Here is a 24209-nt window from a genome sequence, read left to right as displayed (position 1 = left end):
AATCTTGCGCCCGATCAAGATTCCGGGCCTGGAAAAAGGGGAAGTTTGCCATGCATTCACCCTTCCGCTTCCGCTCATGGAATCAGCCGCTGACTTTCTGGCCGACCTTGCCCGCCGCACCCAGGCCTTGCAGGTGACTTTGGCAACGGAGCTGCGGCCCCAGTCCGAAGCGGTGCTTAACCACCGTCCGGCCCCTGGCAGCTGGAGCGCATTGGAGTGCCTGGAACACCTGAACCGCTACGGCCGCCATTACCTGCCGGCGCTGCGTCAGGCCCTGGCCCGCCCCGCCCGTCCTGCCCACCGGCTGGCCCCGGTGCGTTTTAGTTGGCTGGGCAGGAAATCGTACGAGCTGGTTCGGCCCGAAAACGCGCAACCCCACCGCACACTACCGCGCATGAACCCCGTTAGCAGCCTGTTATCGGCCGCAGCGGTAGTAGCCGAACTGGAAAACCAGCTGGTGGAACTGGCCCGCCTGATCCGGACAGCTCCGGCGTCCGACCTCAACCGGAAGGCGGTGCCGGTCGAATTTCTGCGGCTACTAAAGCTGCGAAACGGGGAGGCGCTGCTGTTTGTGGTGGCTCATGCCCAGCGGCACCTGGCCCAGGCCACACGGGCGGCCGGAGCCGGGAGGGCCGCCGTCTGCCTGCCTGCGTAGCCGGAGCGTATCTGCTCACAAAACGCATAACTACCCCGGCCCTGCCCGCGTTAACCAAGGTACTATGAGCCGAGCATTCACCAAGGAAGACGATTCTCTCGAAGTTCCCATCATTCCGCCCCGGGCCGCGCTGCCGCCCGGCACAACCAACTACGTCACGCCCGCCGGCCTGGAGCAGCTGCGTCAGGAATTAACGCAGCTGGAAGTCACCCGCACCGCCGCCGAGGCCAACCGCGACAACGCCGCCGACCGCACCCGCCGCCTCACGGTGCTCAACGGCCAGCTCAGCGCCCTCAACGACCGGATTGCCAGCGCCCGGGTAGTAGAACCAGCGGCCCAGCCGGCCCGTGAGGTCCGGTTCGGCGCCTGCGTTACGCTGCGGCCGGTAGCGGGCCAGGGGCCGGAGCGCCAGTTTGCCATCGTAGGGGTGGATGAGGCGGATGTGGCGGCCGGAAAAATTGCCTTCGTCGCGCCCATTGCCCGCGCCGTGCAGGGAGCCCGGCTAGGCCAGCGCGTGCACCTGCGACTGGGGTCGAAAACCGAAGAGGTAGAAGTCATCAGCATCGCCTATTGAATTCTGGAGGCTAGCTAGTCGCCCAAACGAACCGCCCCGGCCATAAGTGGCCGGGGCGGTTCGTTTGGGCGACTGACAGGTCATAGCGGGCTGGCCGGAGGCGAAGCGTCGCTCTGGCGTTATCGCCCCCAAAATCTGCGCTAGTCCGTGGTCCTAGTAGGCCCGGGCGAAGTGGGCGCGGCGGGTGGAAGGGCGGCCAGTGAGGATGCAGATGCCGGCCTCTTCGGGCTCGTTGAGGGCCAGGCACCGGATGGTCGCCTTGGTTTCGTCTTTGATGCGCTCCTCCGTTTCGGGCGTGCCATCGTAGTGAGCCACCACAAAACCGCCCTTGCCGTCGAGCACCTGCTTGAACTCCTCATAGGTCTCCACGCGGGTGGTGTGCTCCTCGCGGTAGTGCAAGGCCCGGCGGTAAATGTTCTGCTGTATATCGGCCAGCAGCTGATCCACGCTGGCCACGATGTCGGCCAGGGGCAGGGTCATCTTCTCCTTGGTATCGCGGCGGGCTACTTCCACGGTGCCGGCCTCCAGGTCGCGCATACCCACGGCAATGCGGACGGGCACGCCCTTGAGCTCCCACTCGGCAAACTTGTAGCCGGGGCGCTCCGTGTCGCGGTCGTCCAGTTTTACGGAGATACCGCGCTCAATCAGGCCCATCTGCATGGGGCGGATACGCTCCCGCAACTCGTCGAGCTGGCCGGCCTTATAAATGGGCACAATAACCACCTGGATGGGAGCCAGTTTGGGCGGCAGCACGAGGCCTTCGTCGTCGGAGTGCGCCATAACGAGGGCCCCCATCAGGCGGGTGCTCACGCCCCAACTGGTGCCCCACACGTGCTCAAGACCCCCTTCTTTGGTCTGGAACTGCACGTCGAAGGCCTTGGCGAAGTTCTGGCCCAGGAAGTGGGAAGTGCCCGCCTGGAGGGCCTTGCCATCCTGCATCAGGCCCTCGATACAATACGTTTCGACGGCTCCGGCAAACCGCTCATTTTCCGTTTTCACGCCCTTCACCACCGGCAGGGCCAGCCATTCCTCGGCAAACTGCGCGTACACGTCCAGCATCTGACGGGTTTCGGCCAGGGCTTCCTCAGCGGTGGCGTGGGCCGTGTGGCCTTCCTGCCAGAGGAACTCGGCGGTGCGAAGAAACAGGCGGGTGCGCATTTCCCAGCGCACCACGTTGGCCCACTGGTTGATGAGCAGCGGCAGGTCGCGGTAGCTCTGAATCCAGCCTTTATAGGTGCTCCAGATAATGGCCTCCGAGGTCGGACGAACAATGAGCTCTTCTTCGAGTTTGGCGTTGGGGTCGACGCGCAGCTTGCCGGGCTTATCGGGGTCGTTCTGGAGGCGGTAGTGGGTGACTACGGCGCACTCCTTGGCAAATCCCTCCGCATTTTTTTCTTCCGCCTCGAACAGGCTTTTGGGGACGAAAAGCGGGAAATACGCGTTTTCGTGGCCCGTGCGCTTGAACATGTCGTCCAGGGTGCGCTGCATCTTCTCCCAGATAGCGTAGCCATAGGGCTTGATCACCATGCAGCCCCGTACGGAGGAGTTTTCGGCCAGTCCGGCACGCTTTACCAACTCGTTGTACCACAGGGAATAATCTTCCGTACGCTTGGGCAAACTTTTGCTCATCTTTCGAAGTATCTTTTGAGTAAGTGAAAAAGTTCCTTGTTCTGGTACAAGATTTGAAGTAGGAAAAGGGCACCGTTTCGGCCCCAAATTACGTTATTAAATCCGGAGGAACGGGGCTTTAGCGGCCTGCGCCGCCCGGGCTTCACCCAGCCTCCACTTTCTGATTCCAACCTTACGTCGTAGCCGCCATGAAAAAGATACTTCCATCCTTATTGCCTGCCCTCACCCTGCTTACGCTGGGGGGCTGCGCCAGTAGTTCTTATCTGACTACCACCGAAAACGACGGAATGTACTATTCCGCGTCGGACAAAGTGGTAGCGACGGCCCCGGCCATGGCGGCCGCCCAGCCGGCCGACCAGGGCGCGAATTCGGGCGACGTGGTGAATCCGGACTATACCGGCAGCACTGCCGCTGCCGGCAGCCCGGCCGAGTACTACGACGATGATTACTACTATGCTTCCCGGCTGCGGCGCTTTCATACTCCCTACCGGGGTTCGAGCCTGGGGTATTATGACTTTGCCTACACCGACCCCTTCTGGTACGGTGGCTCGGCTTACGGATATGGCTCGCCCTACTCACCTTATGGCTATTACGACCCCTTCTACCAGCCTTACTACGGTTATGGAGGAGTGAGCGTGATTATTAATATCGGTCGGCCCTGGTACCGGCCCTTTGGTTACGGATATGGCTACAGTCCCTACGACTACTATTACAACCGTCCGTGGGGTGGTTACGGGGGCTATGGCTACGGGGGCTACGGCTACGGGGGTTACGGTGGCTATACCGGCGTTAACAACTACCGCCCCGCCCGCCAGGCTACCTACAGCGGCCGGCGCGACCGGACGGGGGACGGCGCGGGCTTTACCGCCGCAGATGGCGCTACCACCACCGGCCGTCGGCGGGTGCAGGAGGGCGGCTTTAGTGCTCCGCAGACCAACGGTGTAACTTCGGCCGGGGCAACCCAACCCGGCAGCCGCCGTCGGGTCCAGGAGCCAACAACCCCATCAGGCACTGCTTCAACGCCGGAGCAATTACCGGAGACAACCCTGTCTGGTCGCCGGGGCCGGCAGGTGGTCGACCAAGCCGACCAGCCTATCCAGCAATTGCCTGCTCCGACGCCCGATACCCGGCCGGAAGGGCGGCGCTGGCGCGTGCTGGACAATAGCGCCGGTGGTACCGTGGCCACGCCCACGCCGGGTGGCCAGCCCGACAACCCTGCCAACAACGACTACGGCCGGCGCCGGCGGGCCGACTGGAACCCGGGCAGCGTTTCTTCCTCCCCCGCGCCCGCGCCCGACCAGCCCCGGGTGGCCGATCAGCCGCGTCGGCAGCGGTTGTTCGAAAGTGCTCCGGCTCCCGCTTCGGAGCCTGCGCCTACTTACTCCGAGCCTCGCCGCTCACAACCCGCGCGGACGTATTCGCAGCCGTCCCGCTCCGAGTCTTCGGGGTCTTACTCGGCTCCTTCGCGGAGTAGTGGCAGCAGCAGCGGCAGCGGCAGTGGTAGCTCCGGGGGCAGTTCGAGCGGCGGCGGCAGTCGGCGGCGCTAACTTGGCCCGCTCCGTTGCCTGATTAGCTGGCTTCTTTTATCTTATCTGGTCTGGTACCTGGCCCGTTTCGGCGGGTTGGGTACCCCTTCTCTTCCTTCCATGAAACTGCTGAAATATGGCTTTGCCGTCGCCCTGATGGGTTCGGCCAGCCACGCCTTTGCTCAATATCAGACCGACGCCCTGCGCTACTCGCAGACGCAGCCCGCCGGCACGGCCCGCACCCTGGGCATCGGGGGAGCCAGTACCGCCGTGGGGGGTGACTTTGGCTCGGTGGCCGTAAATCCGGCTGGTTTGGGCATGTACCAACGCTCGGAATTCACGTTTTCTCCCGGTTTCACCAACCTCAGCTCCAATAGCCGGGGCTTTGGCAATACAACGGCTGATTCGCGCAGTAACCTGCACGTGGCCAACCTGGGGCTGGTGTTTACTACCCGTCGGCCCGATGATGATGCTAACCCCTGGCGGGCCGGCTCGTTTGCCATTGGCATTACGCGCACCGCCGACTTCAACCAGAGCTTCCGCTATCAGGGCAAGCCCGATCTGGAGCAGGATATATTCCAGCGCTTCAGTGAAAACCAGGGGGGAGCCCTGGACGAGCTGGCCTACAACACCTACCTCACGGATAAGGATGCCCAGGGAACCTACATCCCAATCGATTTCGACAATACCGGGCAGCTGAACCAGGGCGAAACCGTGCGGCGCACCGGAGCCAACACGCAATTCGACCTGGCCTACGGCACGAGCTACCAGGACAAGCTGTACATCGGCGGTGGAGTCGGCATTATTTCGAGCCGGTACAACTCCGAGAACGTGCTGACGGCTTCCGACCCGCAGCCGGTAACGCCCGTCAGCCAGGACGACGGTACTTCCTTCGCCTCGCTCACGCTGCGGGATAATCTGCTCACGAAGGGCTCGGGCATCAATGCCCGGATCGGCCTGATTTACAAGCCCGTTAACGAGGTGCGTATCGGGGCCTCGGTGCAAACCCCCACGTACTTTCAGCTGGAGGAAGTGTACAGCAGTTCGTTGGATGCACGGTTCGACAAGCCAGTACCGGTAGATGGTAAAAGCTATATGTCGAAAAGTTTTGCCATTGATGATGAGCCGCTGAGCTACACGCTCACTACGCCTTTCCGGGCTACTGCCGGGGTGGCCGTCGTGCTGGGCAAAAGTGGCTTCCTAAGCGGCGACGTGGAGTACGTGGACTATTCCAGTGCGCAACTCGCCAACAACACCAATGGCAACGTAAGGAGCAACCGTGATTTTGGGCCGGATAACGATGCCGTGAGGTCTTTGTATACCAACGCGCTGAACCTGCGGGCAGGCATTGAGGGGCGGCTGGATATATTTCGGGTGCGGGCGGGGTACGCGCACTACGGCAGCCCATACCAGAGCAGCGCTACCAACCAGAGCCGCAATTACTACACGGGCGGCGTTGGGCTGCGGCAAAACAACTTCTTCCTGGATGCCAGCGGCGTATATAGTAAGGGCAACCTACTCTACACGCCGTATTCGCTGGCCAACGACCAAACGCCCGTCATTCAGATAGACACCAACCGGTTCACGACCACCCTTACAGCCGGTTTCATCTTCTGACAGCACGGCAGCTGCTATAACCCGCCCGGCCCGCTCTCCGCATTCGGAGGGCGGGCCGGGCGGGTTATGCCGGAAGGCTACTTGCTGATCCTGACTTGCACTACTACTGAGCGGATGCCGGTGCTGACGATGGTTTGCACCAGCAGGAGGCCGTATTTATCACCGGGCGTCAGGAACGCCATAACCTGGCCTTCCTTCAGGGCGCCGGTGCTGGTGGGGCGGGGGGCGAAGGAGGTGCCGTTGTTGAAGGCGGTAGTGAGGGCGGCCGTGGTGCCGGCCGCCGCAAACTCGACGCTGGTGAGGGGGGTGTTGCGGATGAGCGTGGCCCGGGCATTCGGCCATAGCAGCCCCAGCACGGCGTCGGTAGCCGTGGCGAAAGTGGGGGCCGCAGTGCCGGTTTGCGGAACGTAGACCAGGTCGATCAGCGGCCGGTTCTGGGGCAGGTCGATAACGGAGAAATCGGGGAGCGTCAGCCCTTCGCGCAGGGCCAGGAAACGGCGGCGCTTATCTCCGGGAGCCTGCACCGTTACGGTATAGCTATGGTAAGCGGCGGCCGAATCGGTGCGGCCCAGGCGCAGGCGCAGGCTGCGGACGCCGGTGAGGCCTTCGGCATCCGTGAACTTGTAATGCCAGACCTCCTGGCCGGCCGTGGTACGGGTGGGCTGCACGCTCTGGAAAGCAAATTGCTCCTTCCCCGCATCGGGTATCGCCATATCCAGGTAGGTGAACGTGCGCTTGTCGGGGGTCTTGATGGGGTCGTAGATGATGGGCTCTGGCACCGGCTCGTAGTCGACCGTGATTTGCAGGCGGGCAAGGGCGCTGCCGTCGGCCTCGCCGTACACGCGGTTGGCCACGGTGTCGCCGGGGGTGGTCAGGCGGCGGTCGGTGGTGTTGAAACGGGTGCTACCCACGAATTCTACGCGGGGGCCGGGCTGGAGGGCCGGTTCACAGGCGGTGAGCAGCAGGGCGGCCAAAGCCGGAAGCAGGAGCAGGTAGCGGGGCATAGGGGGGTAAAGATAGGAGGGAAGCGGAGGAGTTGGGCGGCGGCCAGTGCAACCTTGCGCCACTCATTTCCTACCTTAACGCCAGATTCCCGCCGACATTTCATTACTCCCCGCATGAAGTTACGTTCCCTGGGCCTGGCCCTGCTGCTGACCACCGCCAGCCCCGTGCTGCTGCCCGCCACCGCCCCGGCGGCCTTCGCCCAGCAAAAGCCCGGTATCACCCTCGAAGACATCTGGCAGAAGGGCACGTTCGCCGCCAAATCGGTGCCCGGCTTCAACTGGATGAAGGACGGCCGCTACTATTCCTCCCTGAGCAAGGGCGACCTGGTGCAGCACGACGTGACCACCGGCCAGCCCGTGCAGACGCTGGTAGCGGGCCAGAAACTGATGCAGCCCGGCTCGACCCAGCCCCTGCCGGTGGACGGTTACAGCTTCAACGCCGACGAAACCAAAATCCTGTTCAGCACCGACACCGAGCCCATCTACCGGCGCAGCAGCAAGTCGAACTTCTTCGTTTATGACCGCACCACCCAGTACCTCACGCCCCTGACCAAAACGGCTGGCAAGCAGCTCTACGCCACATTTTCGCCCGATGGCAAGCGCGTGGCCTTCGTGCGCGACAACAACCTGTTCGTGACCGACCTGGCCACGATGCAGGAAACGGCCGTGACCACCGACGGGGCGCTGAACAAAATTATCAACGGGGGCACCGACTGGGTGTACGAGGAGGAATTCGAGTTTGCCCAGGGCTTCCAATGGTCGCCCGACTCGCGGCAGGTGGCGTTTTACCGCTTCGATGAAACGGCCGTGCCCGAGTACAACATGCAGGAGTGGGGCGCGCTCTACCCCACCGATTACCGCTTCAAGTACCCCAAGGCCGGCGAGAAGAACTCGACCGTGGGCGTGAGCGTGTACGAGGTGGCCGGCGGCCAGACCGTGCAGATGGACGTGGGCCCCGAAGCCGACCAGTACCTGCCGCGCATCCTCTGGACCCAGACGCCGAACCTGCTCAGCATCCGGCGCATGAACCGGCTCCAGAACCAGCTCGAAATTCTGCATGCCGACGCCCGCACCGGCAAAGCCGACGTGGTGTTGACCGATACCGATGCGGCTTATGTGGAGGTAAACGACGATTTGCGCTACCTCGAAGGCGGCAAGCAGTTCCTGTTCACGAGCGAGAAGGACGGCTACCGCCACCTCTACCTCTACGACATGAAGGGCCAGCTGGTGCGCCAGCTCACGAAGGGCAACTGGGAAATTGCCAGTATTGAGGGTTTTAACGAGAAGAAAGGCGAGGTGTACTTCACCAGCACCGAGGCCTCGCCCTTGCAGCGCCATTTGTACCGCGTGGATCTGAAGGGCCGCAAGAAGGTCCGGCTCAGCGAAGCCGGCAACGGTACGGATGTGGTGAACCTGAGCCCCGACACCAAATACTACCTCAACTACCACTCCGAGGCCGGGCAGCCCCAGGTGGTGAGCCTGCGCAACGGCCAGAACGGCCAGCTGGTGAAGGTGCTCGAAGACAACGACAAGCTGCGCCGGAAGCTCGCGGAATACAACTTGGGCAAGCTGGAGTTTATCAACTTCAAAACGGATGAGGGTGTGGACTTGAACGCCTCGGTGCTCAAGCCCGCCAACTTCGACCCCGCCAAAAAGTACCCCGTGCTGCTATACGTGTACGGCGGCCCGGGCTCCCAAACGGTGAAGGACGACGCCGGCGGCGGCATTGCCTTCACCAACTACCTCTGGCACCAGCTGCTGGCCGAGCGCGGCTACATCATCGTGAGCGTGGATAACCGGGGCACCGGTGCCCGGGGCGCGGCTTTCAAAAAGAGTACCTACGCCAACCTGGGCAAGCTTGAAACCCAGGACCAGGCGGCGGCGGCCCGCTACTTCGGTACCCTGCCCTACGTGGATAAGGCGCGCATTGGCATCTGGGGCTGGAGCTTCGGGGGCTACATGACCACGCTGGCCCTCACCAAAAACGCCGACCTGTTCAAGATGGGCGTGGCCGTGGCCCCGGTCACCAACTGGCGCTACTACGACTCGGTGTATACCGAGCGGTTCCTGAAAACGCCCCAGCAAAACCCCCAGGGCTACGACGACAACTCGCCCGTGCAGTTCGCCGGCCAGCTCACGGGCAAGCTGCTGCTGGTGCACGGTACCGGCGACGACAACGTGCATTTCCAGAACTCGGTGGCCTTCGTGGACGCCATGATTAAGGCCAACAAGGACTATCAGACCCTGTACTACCCCAACCGCAACCACGGCATCTACGGCGGCAACACCCGCCTGCACCTCTACCGCCAGATGACCAATTTCGTGCTCCAGAACCTGTAAGCTACCAGGGGCCGGCCCAAAAAACGGATATTCCTGCAACGAGACGCCCACCCGGGCGTCTCGTTTTCGTAGGTGCCAAACCGCAACCCGGCGCGGGGCGGCCAAGTAAACAGGCTTCCGTCCGGTTTTCTGCCGGAAAAATGCGAATTTCGGCCATTACCTCCGTTTTGCCCCGCTTCCCCATGTCTATCCGTTTTCCGAGCCGTTGGTTGCCTGTGCTGTTGAGTGGCGGGCTGTTGACGGCCTGCCAGCAGGAGCGCCCGGCCCAGCCCCCTACGCCAGCGCCCACCGCGCCCGCCCTGGCCGATACGCTGGCCTACGACTCGCTCGATACGCCCCTGGCCAATGCCCCCGTGAAGCGCGACTGGCACCGGGTGGAAAAGCCCACCAGCCGCCGCGCCCCGCTGGTTGTGTACAAGCGCAGCATGCGCCCGCCCGCATCGGCCACCGGCACCCCGCCGGCCGAGCCCCGCCTCCAGGACCTGACGCTGCAACCCAGCGAGTACTTCGAAATTGACCCTACCAAAGCCGCCGAGGTGCGTGGGCAGCAGGGAACGGTGGTCCGGATTCCAGCCAATGCCTTGGTCAACAGCCGCCAGCAGGCCGTTACCGGGGCCGTGTGGGTGGAGCTGAAAGAGTGCTACTCCGGCTCGTCGATGCTGCTTTCCAACCTGCTGACCGAAACTGCGGCCGGCGCTCCGCTCGAACTCAGCGCGGCCGTGTTGGTGCGCGCCACTGCCAATGGCCAGCAGCTGGGCCTGGCCAAGGGCCGGGGCTTTCAGCTGGAGCTGGCCGGCCGCGCGCGCAATACGCCCCTCTTTTATGGGCAGGCGTCCGGCAGCGGGGCCATGGTGCGCTGGGCTGAGGGCGAAGCCGCCCCGGCCGTGTCCGAGCAAATCCTGACCACCGCCCAGCGGATGCCCCGCTACGGCCAGGGGCCGGCCGATATCAACAAGCTGATTCGGTATCCCCGCCAGGCCCAGGAAAACCACACCGAAGGGCTGGTATTCGCCTCGTTTGTGGTGGATGAGAGCGGCCGCGTGGTGCAGCCCCGCATCGTGCGCGGCCTCGGCGACGGGTGCGACGACGAGGTGCTGCGGGTGCTCCGCCAGACTTCCGGCCACTGGACGCCCGGCCAGCAGGACGGTCATTTTGTGAAGGTGAAGCTGGTGCTGCCCATCCGGTTCCGGTTCCAGCCAGGCGCGGCCACGGCTCCCGAGCCGGCCCCAGACAGTCCGGCCGGGGAAGACGAGGCAAGCGAACCGGACGAGCTGGCGGCCGCCCCCAACGCGCTCCGGCCCACCCGGCTGGGCTGGCTGGCGGCCGGCCGGCCGTGGCAGGGCGCGGCGGCCCCGTTGTTCGTGCCGGCCTTCGGGACTAGCAGCCAAACCGCCGTGCGCGTGCTGGTGCCAGGCCGGCGCATTGTACTGGCCGCCAATGCCCAGGCCGGCGGCTACCAGTTCATGGCCGTCCCGGCCGGGAGCACCGTCATCGGGATGCGCTACGAGAACGGGATGCCCTTGCTGGCCCGGCAGGCTCCCCTGCCCGGCGTGGTGCCCGATACGTTGCGCTTCGCGGAAATATCGTTGGCCGATCTGGAAACCGTGTTGGGCCGGCTGGACTAACGGTTTATCTAAGAAAAGTATAACCAGCGCGGTTATCTGCGGCAGCCTGCTAACTTTGGAAAAGCAGGTACTCCCGCCTGCTTTCCTGGCTGCTGAATGCGCGCATTGCTACTCTGGGTTTTCCTGCTTGGCCTGGTTGGCCTGTGTCCGCTGAGCAGCCGCGCTCAAACTGGTTCCGGTGCTGGAAGCGGGGCCAGTGCAGGCCAGTCTCCTGCTACCAAATGGACGGTTGTGATTACCGCTCACCCGGATGACTGGCAGTTGTTTATGGGGGCGGCCGTTTGCGCGGAAGCTCAGCATAGCCGCCGTAAGGTGGTGCTGATCTGCCTGACCGGCGGGCAGGCCAACGAACCATCGGATACGTATTGGCGCGGCCGCGAAGCCGGGCATCTGGCGTCGGTGCGCAAGGCCGTGGACCTGGGTCCGACGGCCACCCCGGGAGCTGTTGTTTCGACCGCCGCAACCATCGTGGTAAACGGCCATAGCATCGAAACGCACCGTTACCAGAATACCATTTCCTGCTACCTGCACCTGCCCGACGGCGGGGTAGATGGCAAGGGCCTCGTGCGCGGTGGCGGCCAAAGCCTGAAACAGCTGCGGGAGGCCGGAAAAGCTATCAAGCCGCTGGATGGTGGCGCGGCGTATACTTCCTGGGAAGAACTCAGCCAGACCATCCGGGCGCTGCTGGCCTACGAGGCCGTGGAGGCGGGGCGGCTGACCATTCATTGCCCCCAACCTGACGAGCGGGTCAATCCCATCGACCATTCCGACCATCGGTTGGCTGGACTGCTGGCCCTGGAGGCAACCAGGCAGGTGGAGTGCCGCTATTTTCAGTACGCCGGCTACACCATCATGCGCAACCCGACGAACCTGACGGTAACCCAGCAGAGCTGGCAAATGCAGGTGTACCGGGCCTACTGCCAGACGATGGATGCCGCCGGGTATCCGGGTGCCTGGGACGAAAAGCATCTGAAGTTTATCGGCCGCCAGTACGCGCAGGTGAAGCACCAGACGGGCACGGTGCTGCGGCCCACTGCTCCCGCTCCGGCCGCCACGTCGGACGAGGACGAAGCCGACGCGAGCAAGCTGGTGCTGGAACCCTGCTATCCGAACCCAGTGACGGTATCGGGGGTGCTGGCCTACCAGCTGCCGGTGCAGGAAGCGGTCTGGTTACGCATTCTGGACATCCAGGGGCGGGTGGTGCAGGAACTGCAACAGGGCAGCACCCAAACCGCCGGCCGCCACGAGCAGTGGCTGGACCTGCAACGTTTCCCGGCAACGGGCGTCTACTTCGCCGAATTGCGCGCCGGCGGACAACGGCGACTATGCCGTGTAGAAGTCGCCCGTTAAGGGCGGCAGGCTATCTTTGGCTCGCCCCACCAATGGGGGCCGTCCGAAATCTGCCACAGCCGTCCCGGCTTCGTCACTCTTCTTATGCGCTTTTCACTGGCGGCCGTCCGTTCCTGGCAGCCTTCCCGCGGCCTGTTGGTCGCCTTGGCTCTGGGCTTGCAGGTTCTATTGGTTCTGCGGGCTTTCAAAGGGCTGCTGCTGGAGCCCGGTCAGCATCTGTTGGTCGATATTAACGACGGGGCAAAGAATTACTACACTTTCCAGGCCTACGTGCAGCAGCCCTGGGCGAATGGGCTGCGCTGGTTCAGCATGATGAACTATCCCTACGGGGATTACCTCTTCTACACCGATAATACGCCCCTGCTGGCCGTGCCGGTCCGGCTCTGGTCGCATTACCTGACCGATCTGCGCCCCTACGCCCTGGATGTATACCACTGGCTGCTGGTAAGCGGATTTCTGCTGAGTACGGTATTGCTGACGGCTATTCTGCGCCGCCTGCTGCGCCACTGGGGGCTGGTGGTAGTGTTTGCCGTTACGCTGCCGTGGCTCAGTCCGCAGGCCAGCCGCCTGCTGTTCGGCCACTTCAACCTGTCGTATAGCTGGGTGCTACTACTGGCTATCTGGGGGGTGCTCAACCTGCACGAGCGGGCCGGGGCCGGCCGGCCGATTGGCCGTTGGGTAGCGGGCCTGGTCGGCGGCTTCGTATTAGCGGGCCTGATTCATTTGTACTACCTGCCGCTGCTGGCCGTCGTGACGGGTGGTTTTTTCGCGTGGTGGCTGCTGCCGCGCGGGCGCTGGCTCACGCGGCGCCCGCTCGCGCTGGCCGGGGCCGTACTCACCCTGGTTCCCGCTCTCACGTGCCTGCTGATTGTGCGGGCCGTGGATGGGTACTACCATCTGCGTAGTAAAGGCGCGACGGGCTTTAACTACGAGCCCTGGAAATTACAGGTGTCGGCTCTGTTTCGGTCGCCGGAGTACAACGCCGTACGGTTCTGGGTTGAAGCCCGCGACCAGCCCAGCTTCGAATCGGGGGCCTACCTGGGGGCATTTGTGCTGTTTGCCCTGACGCTGTACGCGGCCGTGTGGGCGGTGCGCCCGGCCGCCGGCCGCGCCTTCTGGACTGGCTGGAGAGGGAGCGTCTGGTGGCCCTTTCTGGGTCTGCTGCTGGGGGCCGCCCTTATCAGCCTGCTGATTTCCGTGGGTACGGTGTACAATCTCAACAATGGGGCCTACACGATTCATAACTACCTGAACCTGTTTTTTTACGCGCAGAAGATAAGCGCCATTACTACGCAGTTTCGGGTGCTCGCCCGCTTTTCCTGGGTGTTTTTCTGGGCGGCCAACCTGCTGGTGCTCGCGGGCCTGGATTTCTGGCTGCTCAGCAACCGCTGGACCGGCCGCTGGCTGGTGGCTGTGGGCCTGGTGCTACTGGTCGTTGTTGATACGCGTGATGCCGTGAAGCACTACCGCCACACCGTGCCCAACTCCCTGACCAACGCCCGGTACACGCCAGAAATCAGTCAACTGCTTAGAAGCGTTCAACCCGGGCAATACCAGGCCATTCTCCCCGTTCCCTACTTTCACGTGGGTACCGAAGATCTGGAGCTGACGCTGGACGATGACGACCCGCATTCCCTGCACGCCTACCAACTGGCCCTGCGCACCAATCTGCCCCTGATGGCCAGTAAAATGTCGCGCACTCCGCCCGAACACTTGGTGGAGCTCCGGAGCATTTTTATGCCACAGGGGCCTACGCCGGCCCTGCGGAGCCGCCTGCGGGCCGCGCAAAAACCCCTCCTGGTGCTCTACGACCAGCGCTACTACGAGACCCCGGACTTGCTGGCGGCCCAGCGCGCGAAGCCCAAAGTAAGGAAGATCATTGATGCCGGGGCCGACTTGCCCGCGCGCCAGCACATGACTCTGCTGGCCCAGGCGGGCTCCCTGCGGCTCTACCGCTGGGATGTGCGGTAAGCAAAGCGCTACTCCTGCTCCAGCCGCCGGCCCAGAATCCGGATGAAATTCAGGCTCTCGGTGAGCAGAATCCGGGGGTTGAGGCGGGAAAAGACTACGTTGGGCTTGAGCTCCACGGCTAGCGGCAACACCCGGAGGGAGCCCTGGCGTGCTGCCAGAAACAGCAGTTCCAGATCGAAGAGGTAGCGCTTGGTGGTGGTGCGCAGAAACAGGCGGCGGCCGGCTTCGTTGAAGCCTTTCAGGCCGCACTGGGTGTCATCGACGGGCAGGCGCAGTACGTGCTTGGTGAGGCGGCGCAGCAGGCGCGAAACCCGCCGCCGGGCCGGCGGAATCTGGGCGTAGTACCCGTCGTCGCGCACGCCCACGGCCACGTCGGCCCCGGTTTGCAACAGGGCGTAGAGGGCCGCCACGCTGGTTTCCTGGTAAGGAAAGTCGATGTCGGTGAAGATGCAGTAGGGCTCCCGCACCCGGGCAATGCCGGTGCGCAGGGCATGGCCCTTGCCCTGGTTGAGGGGGTAAGCCAGGTAAGTGAAAGCACCCGGCAGCGCCTGGGTCAGCAACGCAATGTCGGCCGGCGTCACGCCCGTTTCGGTGCCGTCGTTCACCACGTACAGGTGCACGGTTGTGGCGGGGGGCAGCAGGGCTTCCAGCTTCGCCAGACTAGTGAGAATATTGCCGGCCCAGCTCAGGGGCGGATGGTAGCAGGGCAGAACAAGAGCCAGTTGGGCAGGTGGCAGGGGCACGGACACGGAAGAGGAAAAGACGCGGATACAGCAAAGATAAGCGGAAGCGGGCCGCCGGAGTGCCCGCGCCGTGCGGGTCCGTCAGCCCATTTTCAGGCCCACGTTCCGGGGCTCGGTGAAGAAGCGCAGGGCCTCCAGGCCACCTTCGCGGCCCACGCCGGAGGTCTTCATGCCGCTGAAGGGCGAGGGCGTCGGCTACTACGGTGTCGGGGGTTGCGGCTTTTTTGCGGCCCCGGCGGGCGCGGCGGATTTCAACTGCCACACACCGGTCAGGGGGGAGCGGCGCAGACTCGCGCGTCTGGGGGAAGGGTATTTTCCCTGGTTCGGGGCCGCAAGGGTAGGGGGAGAAAAACAAGAGGACGAACGTTCATTTTGCCAAGCGTTGCAAGAGGTCGGGTGCCAAGGGTATATTCGCCCCGCACTATCGGTTCTTCCACTCAACTACCTACCTCTATGCGCAATATGCTACCCCGCTTTTTGTTACTACTGCTACTGCTGGGGCTGCTGGCCGGCCCCGCGCCGAGTTGGGCGCAAGTTGGGGCGACGTCTGACTGGGCCTGGGCTACCCAACTCGGCCCGAGTGCGGGTAGCAACCGCACGGGCTTCGTGAACGGGGTAGCGGCCGATGCGGCCGGCAACGTGACGATTGGCGGGGAGTTCGACCCCGACCTGCGGTTTGCGGGCTCCCCGCTGGTGCTGGGCACCAACCGCCCCCCCGACCCCCGAACGGGCTTTACGTACACCAACGGTTTTTTGGCCCAGTACCGGGCCGATGGGCAGCTCAACTGGACGCTGAACCTGGAAAGCCAGGGGGGGCGGGTGGTGGACGTGGCCGCCGACGCGGCGGGCAACCTCTACGCGCTGGGCTACTGCAACCGCGGGCTGGTGATAGGGGGAGCCCTAGTCGTGGCAACGCCGGGGCCTCGGGCTTTCCTGCTCAAGGTGAGTGCGGCCGGGATAGTGCAGTGGGCCAGTGATGTGGTAGAAGCTGGCTACGGGGTGTCGGATGGCCAGGGCAACTGGAAGCTGGCGGTGGATGCGGCCGGCAACAGCGTGGTGTTTGGCACCTACCGCGGCTCCCTGACGGTAGGCACGCAAACCTATACCTCGCCCGTGGCCTATACCAAGCAGCCTTTTCTGGTGCGCGTGAACGCGGCCGGGCAGGTGGCTGGCTCCTGGGCGGGCCAACAGCCCAAGGGCGACGACGATGCGCGTTTTTACAATGGCTTGGCCCTTTCTCCGACGGGTGACGTGTATTTGGCTGGCTGGGTTTTCGACGCAACCTTGTTGTTTGGTAATCTGCCACCCGTAGCCGGGCCTACTAATACCCCTCGAAGCACAGGGTTTCTAGTAAAGATTTCCTCGGCCAACATACCGGAGTGGGTGCTGGTCGGCACCCTGGCTACCCCTACAGCGGGCAATTACTTCGACGACGTGAAAGTGAGTGCCGCCGGTCACGTGTACGCGCTGGGCGGCATGAGCACCAACCCGCTGACGCTGGGCACGCAGACCGTGCCCAATCCCAACAACGACAATGCGTTCGTGCTGCGGCTCACGCCCGAGGGCACTATCCGCCGCAGCGCGACCGGCACGCTCAGCCCCAGGGGCCTGGCCCTCGGCCCCCACGAAGACCTGTACATCGTCACGCTGGTCAATGCGGTGCGCTGGGGAGCGGTGCAGCTCACGGCCCCCGCCGGTGCCCAGCAACAGGTGAGCGTGCTGCGCCTCGACTCCACGGGCCGGGCCTTGCAGGGCTGGCTGGCCAGCGGCCCGGCCATTGCCCGCCAGCCGCGTTTAGCCGTCGATGGGTTGGGGCAGGCCACCGTGGCTAGCTGGCTCTACGGGACGGGTACGTTCACCTTCGGGACCCGGTCTGCCACGGCCCCCGACCTGTGGGGTATGTTCGTGGCCCGCACCAGTGCGCCGGTACTGGCCGTGCGGGCGGCTCAGGCGGTGCCGGGGCTGGCCCTCTACCCCAACCCCGCCCGCCAGACGGTGACCGTGGGCCTGGCCCGGGCGGCTCCGGCCCAGGTGCAGCTGTTCGACATGCTGGGCCGGCTCGTGCGCACGCAAGCGCTGCCCGGCCCCGGCCCGCTCGACCTGCGCGCCCTGCCCGCCGGCGTTTATCAGGTGCGGGTGCAGCAGGGGCCAACCCAAAGCTACCGCCACCTGACGGTGATGCCCTAACGAGACGACGCGGGGTCTGGAGTATGGTCCCGGTGGATGGGAAGGGGGGTGAGGCGGGAGAACACCCCGTTGGGCTTCGGCGCCACGGCCCGCAGCAGCACCCGGAGGCTGTGCGGGTCCGTCAGCCCAGCTTCAGGCACACGTTCTGGGCTTCGGTGAAGAAGCGCAGGGCTTCCAGCCCGCCCTCGCGGCCTACGCCGGAGTTCTTCATGCCGCCAAAAGGCGTGCGCAGGTCGCGGTGCAGCCAGGTGTTCACCCACACCACGCCGGCGTGCAGCTGGTGGGCCAGGCGGTGGGCCCGGTGCAGGTCGCGGGTCCAGAGGGTGGCCGAGAGACCGTAGTCGGTGCCGTTGGCCCAGGCCAGCACCTCGGCTTCGGTATCGAAGGGCGTGAGCGTAACCACCGGCCCGAAGATTTCCTCCTGGTTCACCCGGCAGTCGGGGCTGAGGCCCTCGAACACGGTGGGTTGCAGAAAGTAGCCCCCGGCGCAGCGGCCCGGCAGGTACACGCGCTGCCCGCCGGCCAAAAGCCGTCCGCCCTCCTCGTGGGCCAGCTCGATGTAGCGCAGCACCTTTTGCAGGTGGGCCTCGCTCACCAAAGCACCCTGGTGGGTGGCTTCCTCAAGCGGGTCGCCCACGGTGAGGGCCGCCACCTGGGCCAGGAATTCGGTTTTGAAAGCTTCATAGATGCTCCGCTCCACAAAAATGCGGGAGCCGCAGAGGCAGATCTGGCCCTGGTTGGCGAAGCTGCTGCGCACGCTGGTGCGCACGGCGTCGGCCAGGTCGCAGTCGGCAAAAATCAGGTTAGGGTTTTTGCCGCCCAGCTCCAGCGACAGTTTTTTGAACTGCGGGGCCGCCGTGCGGGCAATGTGCGCCCCGGTAGCCGTGCCGCCCGTGAAGCTGATGGCCCGGATGCCCGGGTGTTCCACCAGGGCCTGCCCGGCGCGGGGGCCGGTGCCGTGCACAATGTTGAGCACCCCCGCCGGCAGGCCCGCCTGTTGCACCAATTCGCTCAGCAGGAAAGCCGTGTAGGGCGTCAGCTCCGACGGCTTGGCCACCACGCAGCAGCCCACGGCCAGGGCGGGCGCAATTTTCCAGGTGAACAGGTACAGCGGCAGGTTCCAGGGCGAAATACAGGCCACTACGCCCAGTGGATGCCGCACGGTGTAGTTGACCGCCACGCCGTCCTGCACGTGCGCTTCGGTGGCGAAATGCCCGGCCGCCGTGCCGAAAAAGGCGAAGTTGCTGGCCGCCCTTGGGATATCCAGGGTACGGGCCAGGCGCAGGGGCTTGCCGTTGTCCTGGCTTTCGGCCCGGGCCAGGGGTTCGAGGTTTTCCTCAATCAGCCCGGCCAGGCGCACCAGCCGCCGGCCCCGCTCCTCGGCCGGCAGCGCCCGCCAGGCCGGCAGCGCGGCTTCGGCGGCTTGCACGGCGGCCTCCACGTCGGCCGCGTCGGAGTCGGGCACCTGCCCAAATACCTGCCCGGTGGCCGGTTCCAGCAGCGGCAGGTAGCGGTCGGCGGCGGGTGGCACCAGTTGGCCGCCGATGAAGTTTTGGAGCTGAAGCATAAGGTGAGGAGGGTGAGGAGGGGAATGGGTAAAAAGGTACGTCATCCTGAGCGGAGCGAAGGACCTTATCACGTCGAAACGACCGTAACAACGACTCGTTTCGACGTGATAAGGTCCTTCGCTCCGCTCAGGATGACGTACCTTTTCTCACTTCTCACTTCTCACTTCTCACTTCTCACTTCTCACCCGGCGGCGCGATGTTGCTGTCGGATACGATGTAGAGGGGACGCTGGCGGACGTTGGCCGAAAGGCGCGCAATGTACTCGCCGATGATGCCCACGGCAATGAGCTGCACCCCGCCCAGGAACAGGATACTCACCATCAGCGAGGCCCAGCCGGGTTCGTAGTCGTGGGAGATGAAGCGGGCGTAGAGCGTGTAGAGCATCACCAGAAAGGCAATGCCCGACACTACGAAACCGCTGACCGTGGCCGCCTTGAGTGGCACGTCGGAGAAGGCCGTGATGCCATCCAGGGCCAGCTTGAGCATTTTGCGGTAGGTGTAGCCGGTTTCGCCCCCGGCCCGCTCGGCCCGGTCGTACTCCAGGTGGGTTTGGCGGTAGCCGATCCAGGAAATCTGGCCCCGGATAAACTTGTTCTGCTCCGGCATCCGGCGCAGGGCCTCCACCACCTTGCGCGAAATTACCCGGAAGTCGCCGGTATCTACGGGAATGGAAATGTGGGTGATGCTGGCCAGAATCCGGTAGAAAAGTTTGGCCGTGAGCTTTTTGGCGGCACTTTCGCCCTGGCGGCTGCGGCGTTTGGCGTACACCACCTCGTAGCCCTCACTCAGTTTCTGGTAGAGCTGCGGAATGAGCTCGGGCGGGTCCTGCAAGTCGGCATCAATAATCACCACGGCCTGACCCTCGGCCCGGTCGAGGCCGGCCGTCACGGCAATCTGGTGACCGAAATTGCGGCTGAAGGTGATGAAGCGCACCCGCTCATCGCGGGCCGCCAGGTTCTCAATCAGGGCCAGCGACTGGTCGCGGGAGCCGTCGTTGACGAAGATGAACTCGTAGCCGCCGGGCAGGCGCATGGGGTCCAGCACCCCGCCCAGCCGCTCGTAGAGGGCCGGAATGTTCGTTTCTTCGTTGTAAATGGGGATGATAACGGAAAGATCCACGATGGGCGGGGCTAGGAGTTAAGGACGACGAGGCAGCAGCAGCAGTGTCTGCCCGTACTCGCCCTCGTGCAGGATAACGGTCTGAAACAACGAATCCAGCCGGGGCCGGTACGTGGGGTCGCTGGTCACGACCACCGTTTCGGGGGCCAGGGTGGCGGCGGCGCTGAAGGGTAGCACGTCCAGGTTCACGTGCTGCTGCTCGTAGGCATAGCGGTACCGTTTGAGGAAGGCGCAATAGCCGCCGTTACCTTTTTTCGGGCTTTCCACCGCCGGGATACAACTGGAAACCAGCGGTGCGCCCCCACCCGCTAGCGCAGGGGATATCCGTTGAGCACGGGGGTTTTATCGGCGCTCAGCCAGTACACGTCCGTATCGGCGGGCCGGATCAGCAGGTCGTCGAGCAACAGGTCTTTACTGTCGTAGAGCACTTCGAGGCGGGTTACTCCCGGCCGCACCCGCAGCGGAACCACCATCCGGACCCAGTCGCCCATGATTTCCCGGGCCAGGCGACCGTCTACCACCTGATGGTCTACCATGTCGTTGCCCACGTACTGCTTCACCTGGATGTTGCCGATGCCGTGGGCCGTCTGGGCATTCACCCAGGCGCTTACTTCGTAGCGGCCCGTATCGGCCGGGGCGGGCAGGGGGCCGTCGTAGACGATGCTGAACATGCCTTTCGGCTCGTGGAAAGCGCCGGCCCGGAGGCGGCCCCGGCGGTCGGGCCGGTCGTCGAAGGGTTGGTAGAGCACGCCTTTGGCCGTAGTGGCGCGCAGGCCGCCGGGGCGGGCGGGCAGGGTGGGCCAGCGCTGGCGGAACCGCGCCCGCTCCTGCGGAATGCTGGTGCGGGCCAGGCTGTCGAGCGACAACTCATAGAGCTTACCCTCGGGCGCATCGACCAGCAAATGCGCCAGCCCGACCAGCCGCGCTTCTTCCGGCGAAAGCCAGGGCGAGGTCACGAGCAGCAGCAGGGGCTTGCGCGAGGGGAAGGAGTTGAGCAGGGGCTTGGCCACCAGCGGGCTGCTGAGCAGCTGCACGTGGCGCATTACCTGCGTCATGGAGGGCCGCGACACGTAGCTCGACAGCTCCGGCAGGCCCGTGGTTACGGCCAGCCGGTGGGCCTGAAACATGGATTCGCCGGAGCCGTCGAGGTCAATTTTGTCGCTGCCTTTGTTGAAGTAGGGCAGGGGCAGAATGGCCTGAAACTCCTCGGGGCGGCGGTTGGTCCAGCTCAGGCGGCCCGTCAGGCCGTTGCGGGCATTAAAAAAATCCTCCGCGCCGGCTCCCTGCAACACCTGAGTGGCCTTCGTGTCGAGGTTGACCCAGGCCTCGCCGGCCCAGAGCAGCAGCACCGCCGGCAGCCACAGGCGCAGCAGCCACGTCTGGCCCGCCTGCTGCTGGCGCTGCCAGAGCTGCCACAGCAGCCAGGCCGTGAATACGGTGGCCACGTAGTAGAAGGGCCAGGCAAACCGGCCCAGTGCCCGGAACTGCTTGAACGGCCCCAGATAATCTACCAGCCAGTTCAGGCCGGGGAACTTCATGGGTAGGCCAAAGGCAATCAGCAGCAGCAGGCCGCTCGCTATCAACCCAACGGACAGCGGGCCGGGGATGCCCGCCGGGAGCAGCCGGGGGCCGAGGGTGGGTCGGATCAGGAACTTGCGCAAAGCCAGCAGCCCCACCACCAGCAGGGTGATGGTGGTGACAATGCCCACGTACGACATGGCCTCGTAGGAGGCCGATTCGGTGCGGAACAGCGTCTGCCACCAGCCCTGGCCCGGCCCCACCGAGGGGCTGAACACGCCGGTCGGCGTGGCCACGTACACCAGCAGGCCGTAGGGGTTGGGCGGCCGGTCGGTCACGGTATCGGTGAGCCAGAGCCAGCCGCGGGTGAGCACCAGCGGCACCAGGGCCGCCACCACCATGCGCCACACCACGCCCCAGGGCCGGGGCTTGCGCAGGGCCAGCAGGGCGGCGTGCAGCAGCAGCAGAATGCAGCCGCAGGCCAGGAAATAAAGCATAATCAGCCCCATTAGGGTGGCGAGCGTGCCAAACAGCACGTACCACCTGGCCCGGTAGGGGGCATCCTGAATGCGCAGGATGCAGTACCAGAGCAGGGGCATGAAGCAGGCGTAGCTCAGCGACATATGGTCGCCGAGGCGCTGCACCTGGGGCGAGAGGAACCCGATGAGCAGGGCCATCACCACGGCATACACCACCGGCAGCCGGAACCGGCGCAGAATCAGGTAGATCACCAGCGGGGTGAGCAGCAGTGCGCCCATGGCCGCCGCGTTGGTGATGCCGATGGCGTGTTTGGCGGCGGGCAGGCCCAGCTGCTGGGCCACGTGAATACCCCAGGCAATGAGGGGCTGAAGGTTGGGGTAGTTAAAGTTTTCCCCCACCGGGTAGTTCATGCCCGAAAAGTGCTGCCCGCCATCATAGAGCGCGTAGTAAGCCGTGGCGAAGTAGCTCTGAATACCGTCGCCGCCGGCCTGAAAATAGTAGTGGCCCGGATGCAGCAGGGCGGGGCCGAAGGTGGCAATCAAAATGCCCAACGAGAGCACCAGCACGGCGAGGCCGCCCCAGGCCGGGCGCGTTAATCGGTAAGCAGGCATACAGGACTAGCGTAAAGAAAGGGGCCGGGCTCCGGGAGCCGGGGTGGTAACCAGGAGCGGAGGGGTAAAAATAGGGATTAGGGCTCACAACCCGTTGGTGGCGGCCCCCGGCCCTGAAAAACTGCGCGGGCCGGGTCTAGGACAGGGCCTTTCACCTCTCTATCTTCGCACCGCTTTTTGCCCTCACCTTTCGTTATACCCTGGCCCGCTCATGCGTTTGCTGCCCTTCTACTCCCTTCTGACCGCCGCCGCCTGTGCCGGTCTGGTAAGCTGCTCCGATTCCAAGACCGACGTGCTGCCCGAAAACGTAATTGCCCACAACGATTTGGAGTCGGTGGAAGGCTGGGCTCCGGCCAACCCGGCCCTGACGACGGCCAAGGCCCACTCGGGCCGCTACTCGATGCGGGTGGATAACGACATTGAGTACGGCGTGGGCTACGGCGCGCTGCTGGCCAAGGTGAGCCCGACCCGCCTCAAAAAGCTCGAACTGAGCGCCTGGGTGCTGCTAACGGGCAAGGAAACCGAAGCCAAGCTGGTGATAGAAGTGAAAAATCCGGCCGACGACTCCCAGAAAGTATTCTGGGAGGCCATTGCGCTGGGCGACGAAGTGAAGGCGCTCAACAAGTGGACGGAAGTGAAGAAGACCTTCACCATGCCCGAAAATATTGCCCCTACCCACGAGCTGCGCTTCTACCTCTGGCGCGGAGGCTCCTCTCAGCCCGTATTCGTGGACGACATCACCCTGGCCCGGGCAGAATAGCCCGCCGCCGTACCGCAAAAGTCCGTTGCGCGAGGAGCGGAGCGAGTGTCAGGCGTCAGTTGACGCGTGGGAACTCGCTCCGCTCCTCGCGCAACGGACTTTTGCCATACCGGCGGTTGGAGTCCGCCGGGTTTACAGGTTTCCCGTCCGGCCCCCGTCCACGGGCACGTTGATGCCCGTGATGTAGGCCGCCGCCTCCGAGGCCAGAAAAGCTACGGCGGCGGCAACTTCCGCCGCCTGCCCGAAACGGCCGGCCGGAATGCGGGCCAGCAGACCAGCCTCCACTTCTGCGGTGGTCTGGCCGGTGGTGGCTACTTTCTGTTCGATGAGGGACGTGTGCCGCTGCGTGATGGTGGCCCCGGGCAGCACGTTGTTCACCGTAATGCCGTCGGCGGCCAGTTCGTTGGCCAGGGTTTTGGCCCAGTTGCCCACCGCCGCCCGGATGGTGTTGCTCACGCCCAGGCCCGGCAGCGGCTGCTTCACCGAGGTGCTGATGATGTTGAGGATGCGGCCCCGCCCCCGGCCCCGCATGGCCGGCACCACGGCCTGGGCCAGCAGGTGATTGCACACCAGGTGCTGCTCGAACGCGGCCCGGAACGCTTCCACCGGCGCGTCCAGCAGCGGCCCGCCCGCCGGCCCGCCGGTATTATTCACCAGAATATCGAAGCCGGCGGGGTGGGCCGTGAGGTAGGCCTGCACCCCGGCGCGCACCTGGTCGGGGTGGCTGAAATCGGCCACGATAAAGTCGTGAACCTGATTGGCGGGGGTGGGCAGGGCGGCGGCGGCTTGGCGCAGGCTGGCTTCGTTGCGGGCCAGCAGCGTAACGGTGGCTCCGCGCCGGGCCAGCTCCTCGGCCACGGCCCGCCCGATGCCCTGGGTGCTGCCGCCCACCAGGGCGCGTTGGGAAAGAAAATCCATGGGAGAGTGAATGA

At 64.5% G+C, this 24209-nt stretch carries 18 protein-coding genes and 1 pseudogene; 10 read left to right on the top strand and 9 right to left on the bottom strand.

The window, feature by feature from the left end; genetic code table 11:
* Positions 1–76 precede the first annotated feature (76 nt).
* Positions 77–655 (top strand): DinB family protein, encoded by a 579-nt coding sequence (locus D0T11_RS07025; RefSeq protein WP_119655072.1) that lies wholly within the window; start codon positions 77–79, stop codon positions 653–655.
* Between the two features lie 64 nt (positions 656–719).
* Positions 720–1229, top strand: a complete 510-nt coding sequence (locus D0T11_RS07020) for a GreA/GreB family elongation factor (protein ID WP_119655071.1) — start codon at positions 720–722, stop codon at positions 1227–1229.
* Positions 1230–1382: 153 nt separating this feature from the next.
* Here the strand turns inward: D0T11_RS07020 and proS are convergent, their stop codons facing one another.
* Positions 1383–2858: a proline--tRNA ligase gene (proS, locus tag D0T11_RS07015; RefSeq protein ID WP_119655070.1), complete on the bottom strand. Its 1476-nt coding sequence runs from the start codon at positions 2856–2858 to the stop codon at positions 1383–1385.
* A 188-nt stretch (positions 2859–3046) separates the two neighbouring features.
* Between proS and D0T11_RS07010 the strand changes: the two genes are divergently transcribed.
* The gene (locus tag D0T11_RS07010; protein ID WP_147374559.1) at positions 3047–4405 is read left to right on the top strand and encodes a hypothetical protein; all 1359 of its coding nucleotides are present in this window, start codon (positions 3047–3049) and stop codon (positions 4403–4405) included.
* Positions 4406–4504: 99 nt separating this feature from the next.
* Positions 4505–6001 (top strand): OmpP1/FadL family transporter, encoded by a 1497-nt coding sequence (locus tag D0T11_RS07005; RefSeq protein ID WP_119655068.1) that lies wholly within the window; start codon positions 4505–4507, stop codon positions 5999–6001.
* A 77-nt stretch (positions 6002–6078) separates the two neighbouring features.
* Here the strand turns inward: D0T11_RS07005 and D0T11_RS07000 are convergent, their stop codons facing one another.
* Positions 6079–7005, bottom strand: a complete 927-nt coding sequence (locus tag D0T11_RS07000; RefSeq protein WP_119655067.1) for a hypothetical protein — start codon at positions 7003–7005, stop codon at positions 6079–6081.
* A gap of 114 nt (positions 7006–7119) precedes the next feature.
* Between D0T11_RS07000 and D0T11_RS06995 the strand changes: the two genes are divergently transcribed.
* The 4 genes from D0T11_RS06995 (at position 7120) to D0T11_RS06980 (ending at position 14291) form a co-directional block, all read left to right on the top strand.
* Positions 7120–9345: a S9 family peptidase gene (locus tag D0T11_RS06995; RefSeq protein WP_119655066.1), complete on the top strand. Its 2226-nt coding sequence runs from the start codon at positions 7120–7122 to the stop codon at positions 9343–9345.
* A gap of 182 nt (positions 9346–9527) precedes the next feature.
* Positions 9528–10970 carry an energy transducer TonB gene (locus D0T11_RS06990; RefSeq protein ID WP_182888287.1) on the top strand — a complete coding sequence of 481 codons (1443 nt, stop codon included), beginning with the start codon at positions 9528–9530 and terminating at the stop codon, positions 10968–10970.
* Positions 10971–11201: 231 nt separating this feature from the next.
* A complete protein-coding gene (locus D0T11_RS06985; RefSeq protein WP_182888286.1) occupies positions 11202–12320 on the top strand; it encodes a PIG-L family deacetylase in 1119 nt (372 codons plus the stop codon).
* 84 nt (positions 12321–12404) lie between these two features.
* Complete coding sequence (locus tag D0T11_RS06980; protein ID WP_119655063.1) at positions 12405–14291, top strand: hypothetical protein; 1887 nt, start codon at positions 12405–12407, stop codon at positions 14289–14291.
* Positions 14292–14299: 8 nt separating this feature from the next.
* Here D0T11_RS06980 and D0T11_RS06975 read toward each other — a convergent pair whose 3' ends face one another.
* On the bottom strand, positions 14300–15040 hold the full coding sequence (locus D0T11_RS06975) for a glycosyltransferase (protein WP_182888285.1): 741 nt from the start codon (positions 15038–15040) through the stop codon (positions 14300–14302).
* Between the two features lie 75 nt (positions 15041–15115).
* Positions 15116–15208: pseudogene (locus tag D0T11_RS06970) on the bottom strand (hypothetical protein); the annotation flags it as partial.
* Positions 15209–15487: 279 nt separating this feature from the next.
* Between D0T11_RS06970 and D0T11_RS06965 the strand changes: the two are divergent.
* A complete protein-coding gene (locus D0T11_RS06965; RefSeq protein WP_119655061.1) occupies positions 15488–17221 on the top strand; it encodes a T9SS type A sorting domain-containing protein in 1734 nt (577 codons plus the stop codon).
* Positions 17222–17342: 121 nt separating this feature from the next.
* Here the strand turns inward: D0T11_RS06965 and D0T11_RS06960 are convergent, their stop codons facing one another.
* The 4 genes from D0T11_RS06960 to D0T11_RS22480 all read right to left on the bottom strand — a co-directional run bounded on the left by D0T11_RS06960 (position 17343) and on the right by D0T11_RS22480 (position 22517).
* On the bottom strand, positions 17343–18788 hold the full coding sequence (locus tag D0T11_RS06960) for an aldehyde dehydrogenase (RefSeq protein WP_119655060.1): 1446 nt from the start codon (positions 18786–18788) through the stop codon (positions 17343–17345).
* 175 nt (positions 18789–18963) lie between these two features.
* Positions 18964–19908, bottom strand: a complete 945-nt coding sequence (locus tag D0T11_RS06955; protein WP_220473705.1) for a glycosyltransferase family 2 protein — start codon at positions 19906–19908, stop codon at positions 18964–18966.
* Positions 19909–19926: 18 nt separating this feature from the next.
* Entirely contained in the window at positions 19927–20175 is a 249-nt protein-coding gene (locus D0T11_RS06950; protein ID WP_119655058.1) for a hypothetical protein, read from the bottom strand.
* A 41-nt stretch (positions 20176–20216) separates the two neighbouring features.
* Positions 20217–22517, bottom strand: coding sequence for a hypothetical protein (locus tag D0T11_RS22480; RefSeq protein WP_182888284.1), 2301 nt, complete (start codon positions 22515–22517; stop codon positions 20217–20219).
* A 211-nt stretch (positions 22518–22728) separates the two neighbouring features.
* On the opposite strand from D0T11_RS22480, the gene D0T11_RS06940 reads away from it, so the two are divergent.
* On the top strand, positions 22729–23277 hold the full coding sequence (locus D0T11_RS06940) for a carbohydrate binding domain-containing protein (RefSeq protein ID WP_119655057.1): 549 nt from the start codon (positions 22729–22731) through the stop codon (positions 23275–23277).
* A 132-nt stretch (positions 23278–23409) separates the two neighbouring features.
* Here D0T11_RS06940 and D0T11_RS06935 read toward each other — a convergent pair whose 3' ends face one another.
* On the bottom strand, positions 23410–24195 hold the full coding sequence (locus D0T11_RS06935) for an SDR family oxidoreductase (protein ID WP_119655056.1): 786 nt from the start codon (positions 24193–24195) through the stop codon (positions 23410–23412).
* Positions 24196–24209 lie beyond the last annotated feature (14 nt).

Origin of the sequence: Hymenobacter rubripertinctus, assembly GCF_003583925.1 — a bacterium.
GTDB lineage: Bacteria > Bacteroidota > Bacteroidia > Cytophagales > Hymenobacteraceae > Hymenobacter > Hymenobacter rubripertinctus.
Note: the sequence above shows the minus strand (reverse complement) of the source record. Positions and strands in the feature narration are given on the sequence as shown.

Bases quoted from the DNA above. Each gene is read 5' to 3' on its own strand.
- proS (WP_119655070.1), bottom strand. From the start codon at position 2,858: ATGAGCAAAAGTTTGCCCAAGCGTACGGAAGATTATTCCCTGTGGTAC.
- D0T11_RS06940 (WP_119655057.1), top strand. From the start codon at position 22,729: ATGCGTTTGCTGCCCTTCTACTCCCTTCTGACCGCCGCCGCCTGTGCC.
- D0T11_RS07010 (WP_147374559.1), top strand. From the start codon at position 3,047: ATGAAAAAGATACTTCCATCCTTATTGCCTGCCCTCACCCTGCTTACG.
- D0T11_RS07005 (WP_119655068.1), top strand. From the start codon at position 4,505: ATGAAACTGCTGAAATATGGCTTTGCCGTCGCCCTGATGGGTTCGGCC.
- D0T11_RS06935 (WP_119655056.1), bottom strand. From the start codon at position 24,195: ATGGATTTTCTTTCCCAACGCGCCCTGGTGGGCGGCAGCACCCAGGGC.
- D0T11_RS06965 (WP_119655061.1), top strand. From the start codon at position 15,488: ATGCGCAATATGCTACCCCGCTTTTTGTTACTACTGCTACTGCTGGGG.
- D0T11_RS06980 (WP_119655063.1), top strand. From the start codon at position 12,405: ATGCGCTTTTCACTGGCGGCCGTCCGTTCCTGGCAGCCTTCCCGCGGC.
- D0T11_RS07020 (WP_119655071.1), top strand. From the start codon at position 720: ATGAGCCGAGCATTCACCAAGGAAGACGATTCTCTCGAAGTTCCCATC.
- D0T11_RS22480 (WP_182888284.1), bottom strand. From the start codon at position 22,517: ATGCCTGCTTACCGATTAACGCGCCCGGCCTGGGGCGGCCTCGCCGTG.
- D0T11_RS07025 (WP_119655072.1), top strand. From the start codon at position 77: ATGGAATCAGCCGCTGACTTTCTGGCCGACCTTGCCCGCCGCACCCAG.
- D0T11_RS06990 (WP_182888287.1), top strand. From the start codon at position 9,528: ATGTCTATCCGTTTTCCGAGCCGTTGGTTGCCTGTGCTGTTGAGTGGC.
- D0T11_RS07000 (WP_119655067.1), bottom strand. From the start codon at position 7,005: ATGCCCCGCTACCTGCTCCTGCTTCCGGCTTTGGCCGCCCTGCTGCTC.
- D0T11_RS06960 (WP_119655060.1), bottom strand. From the start codon at position 18,788: ATGCTTCAGCTCCAAAACTTCATCGGCGGCCAACTGGTGCCACCCGCC.
- D0T11_RS06995 (WP_119655066.1), top strand. From the start codon at position 7,120: ATGAAGTTACGTTCCCTGGGCCTGGCCCTGCTGCTGACCACCGCCAGC.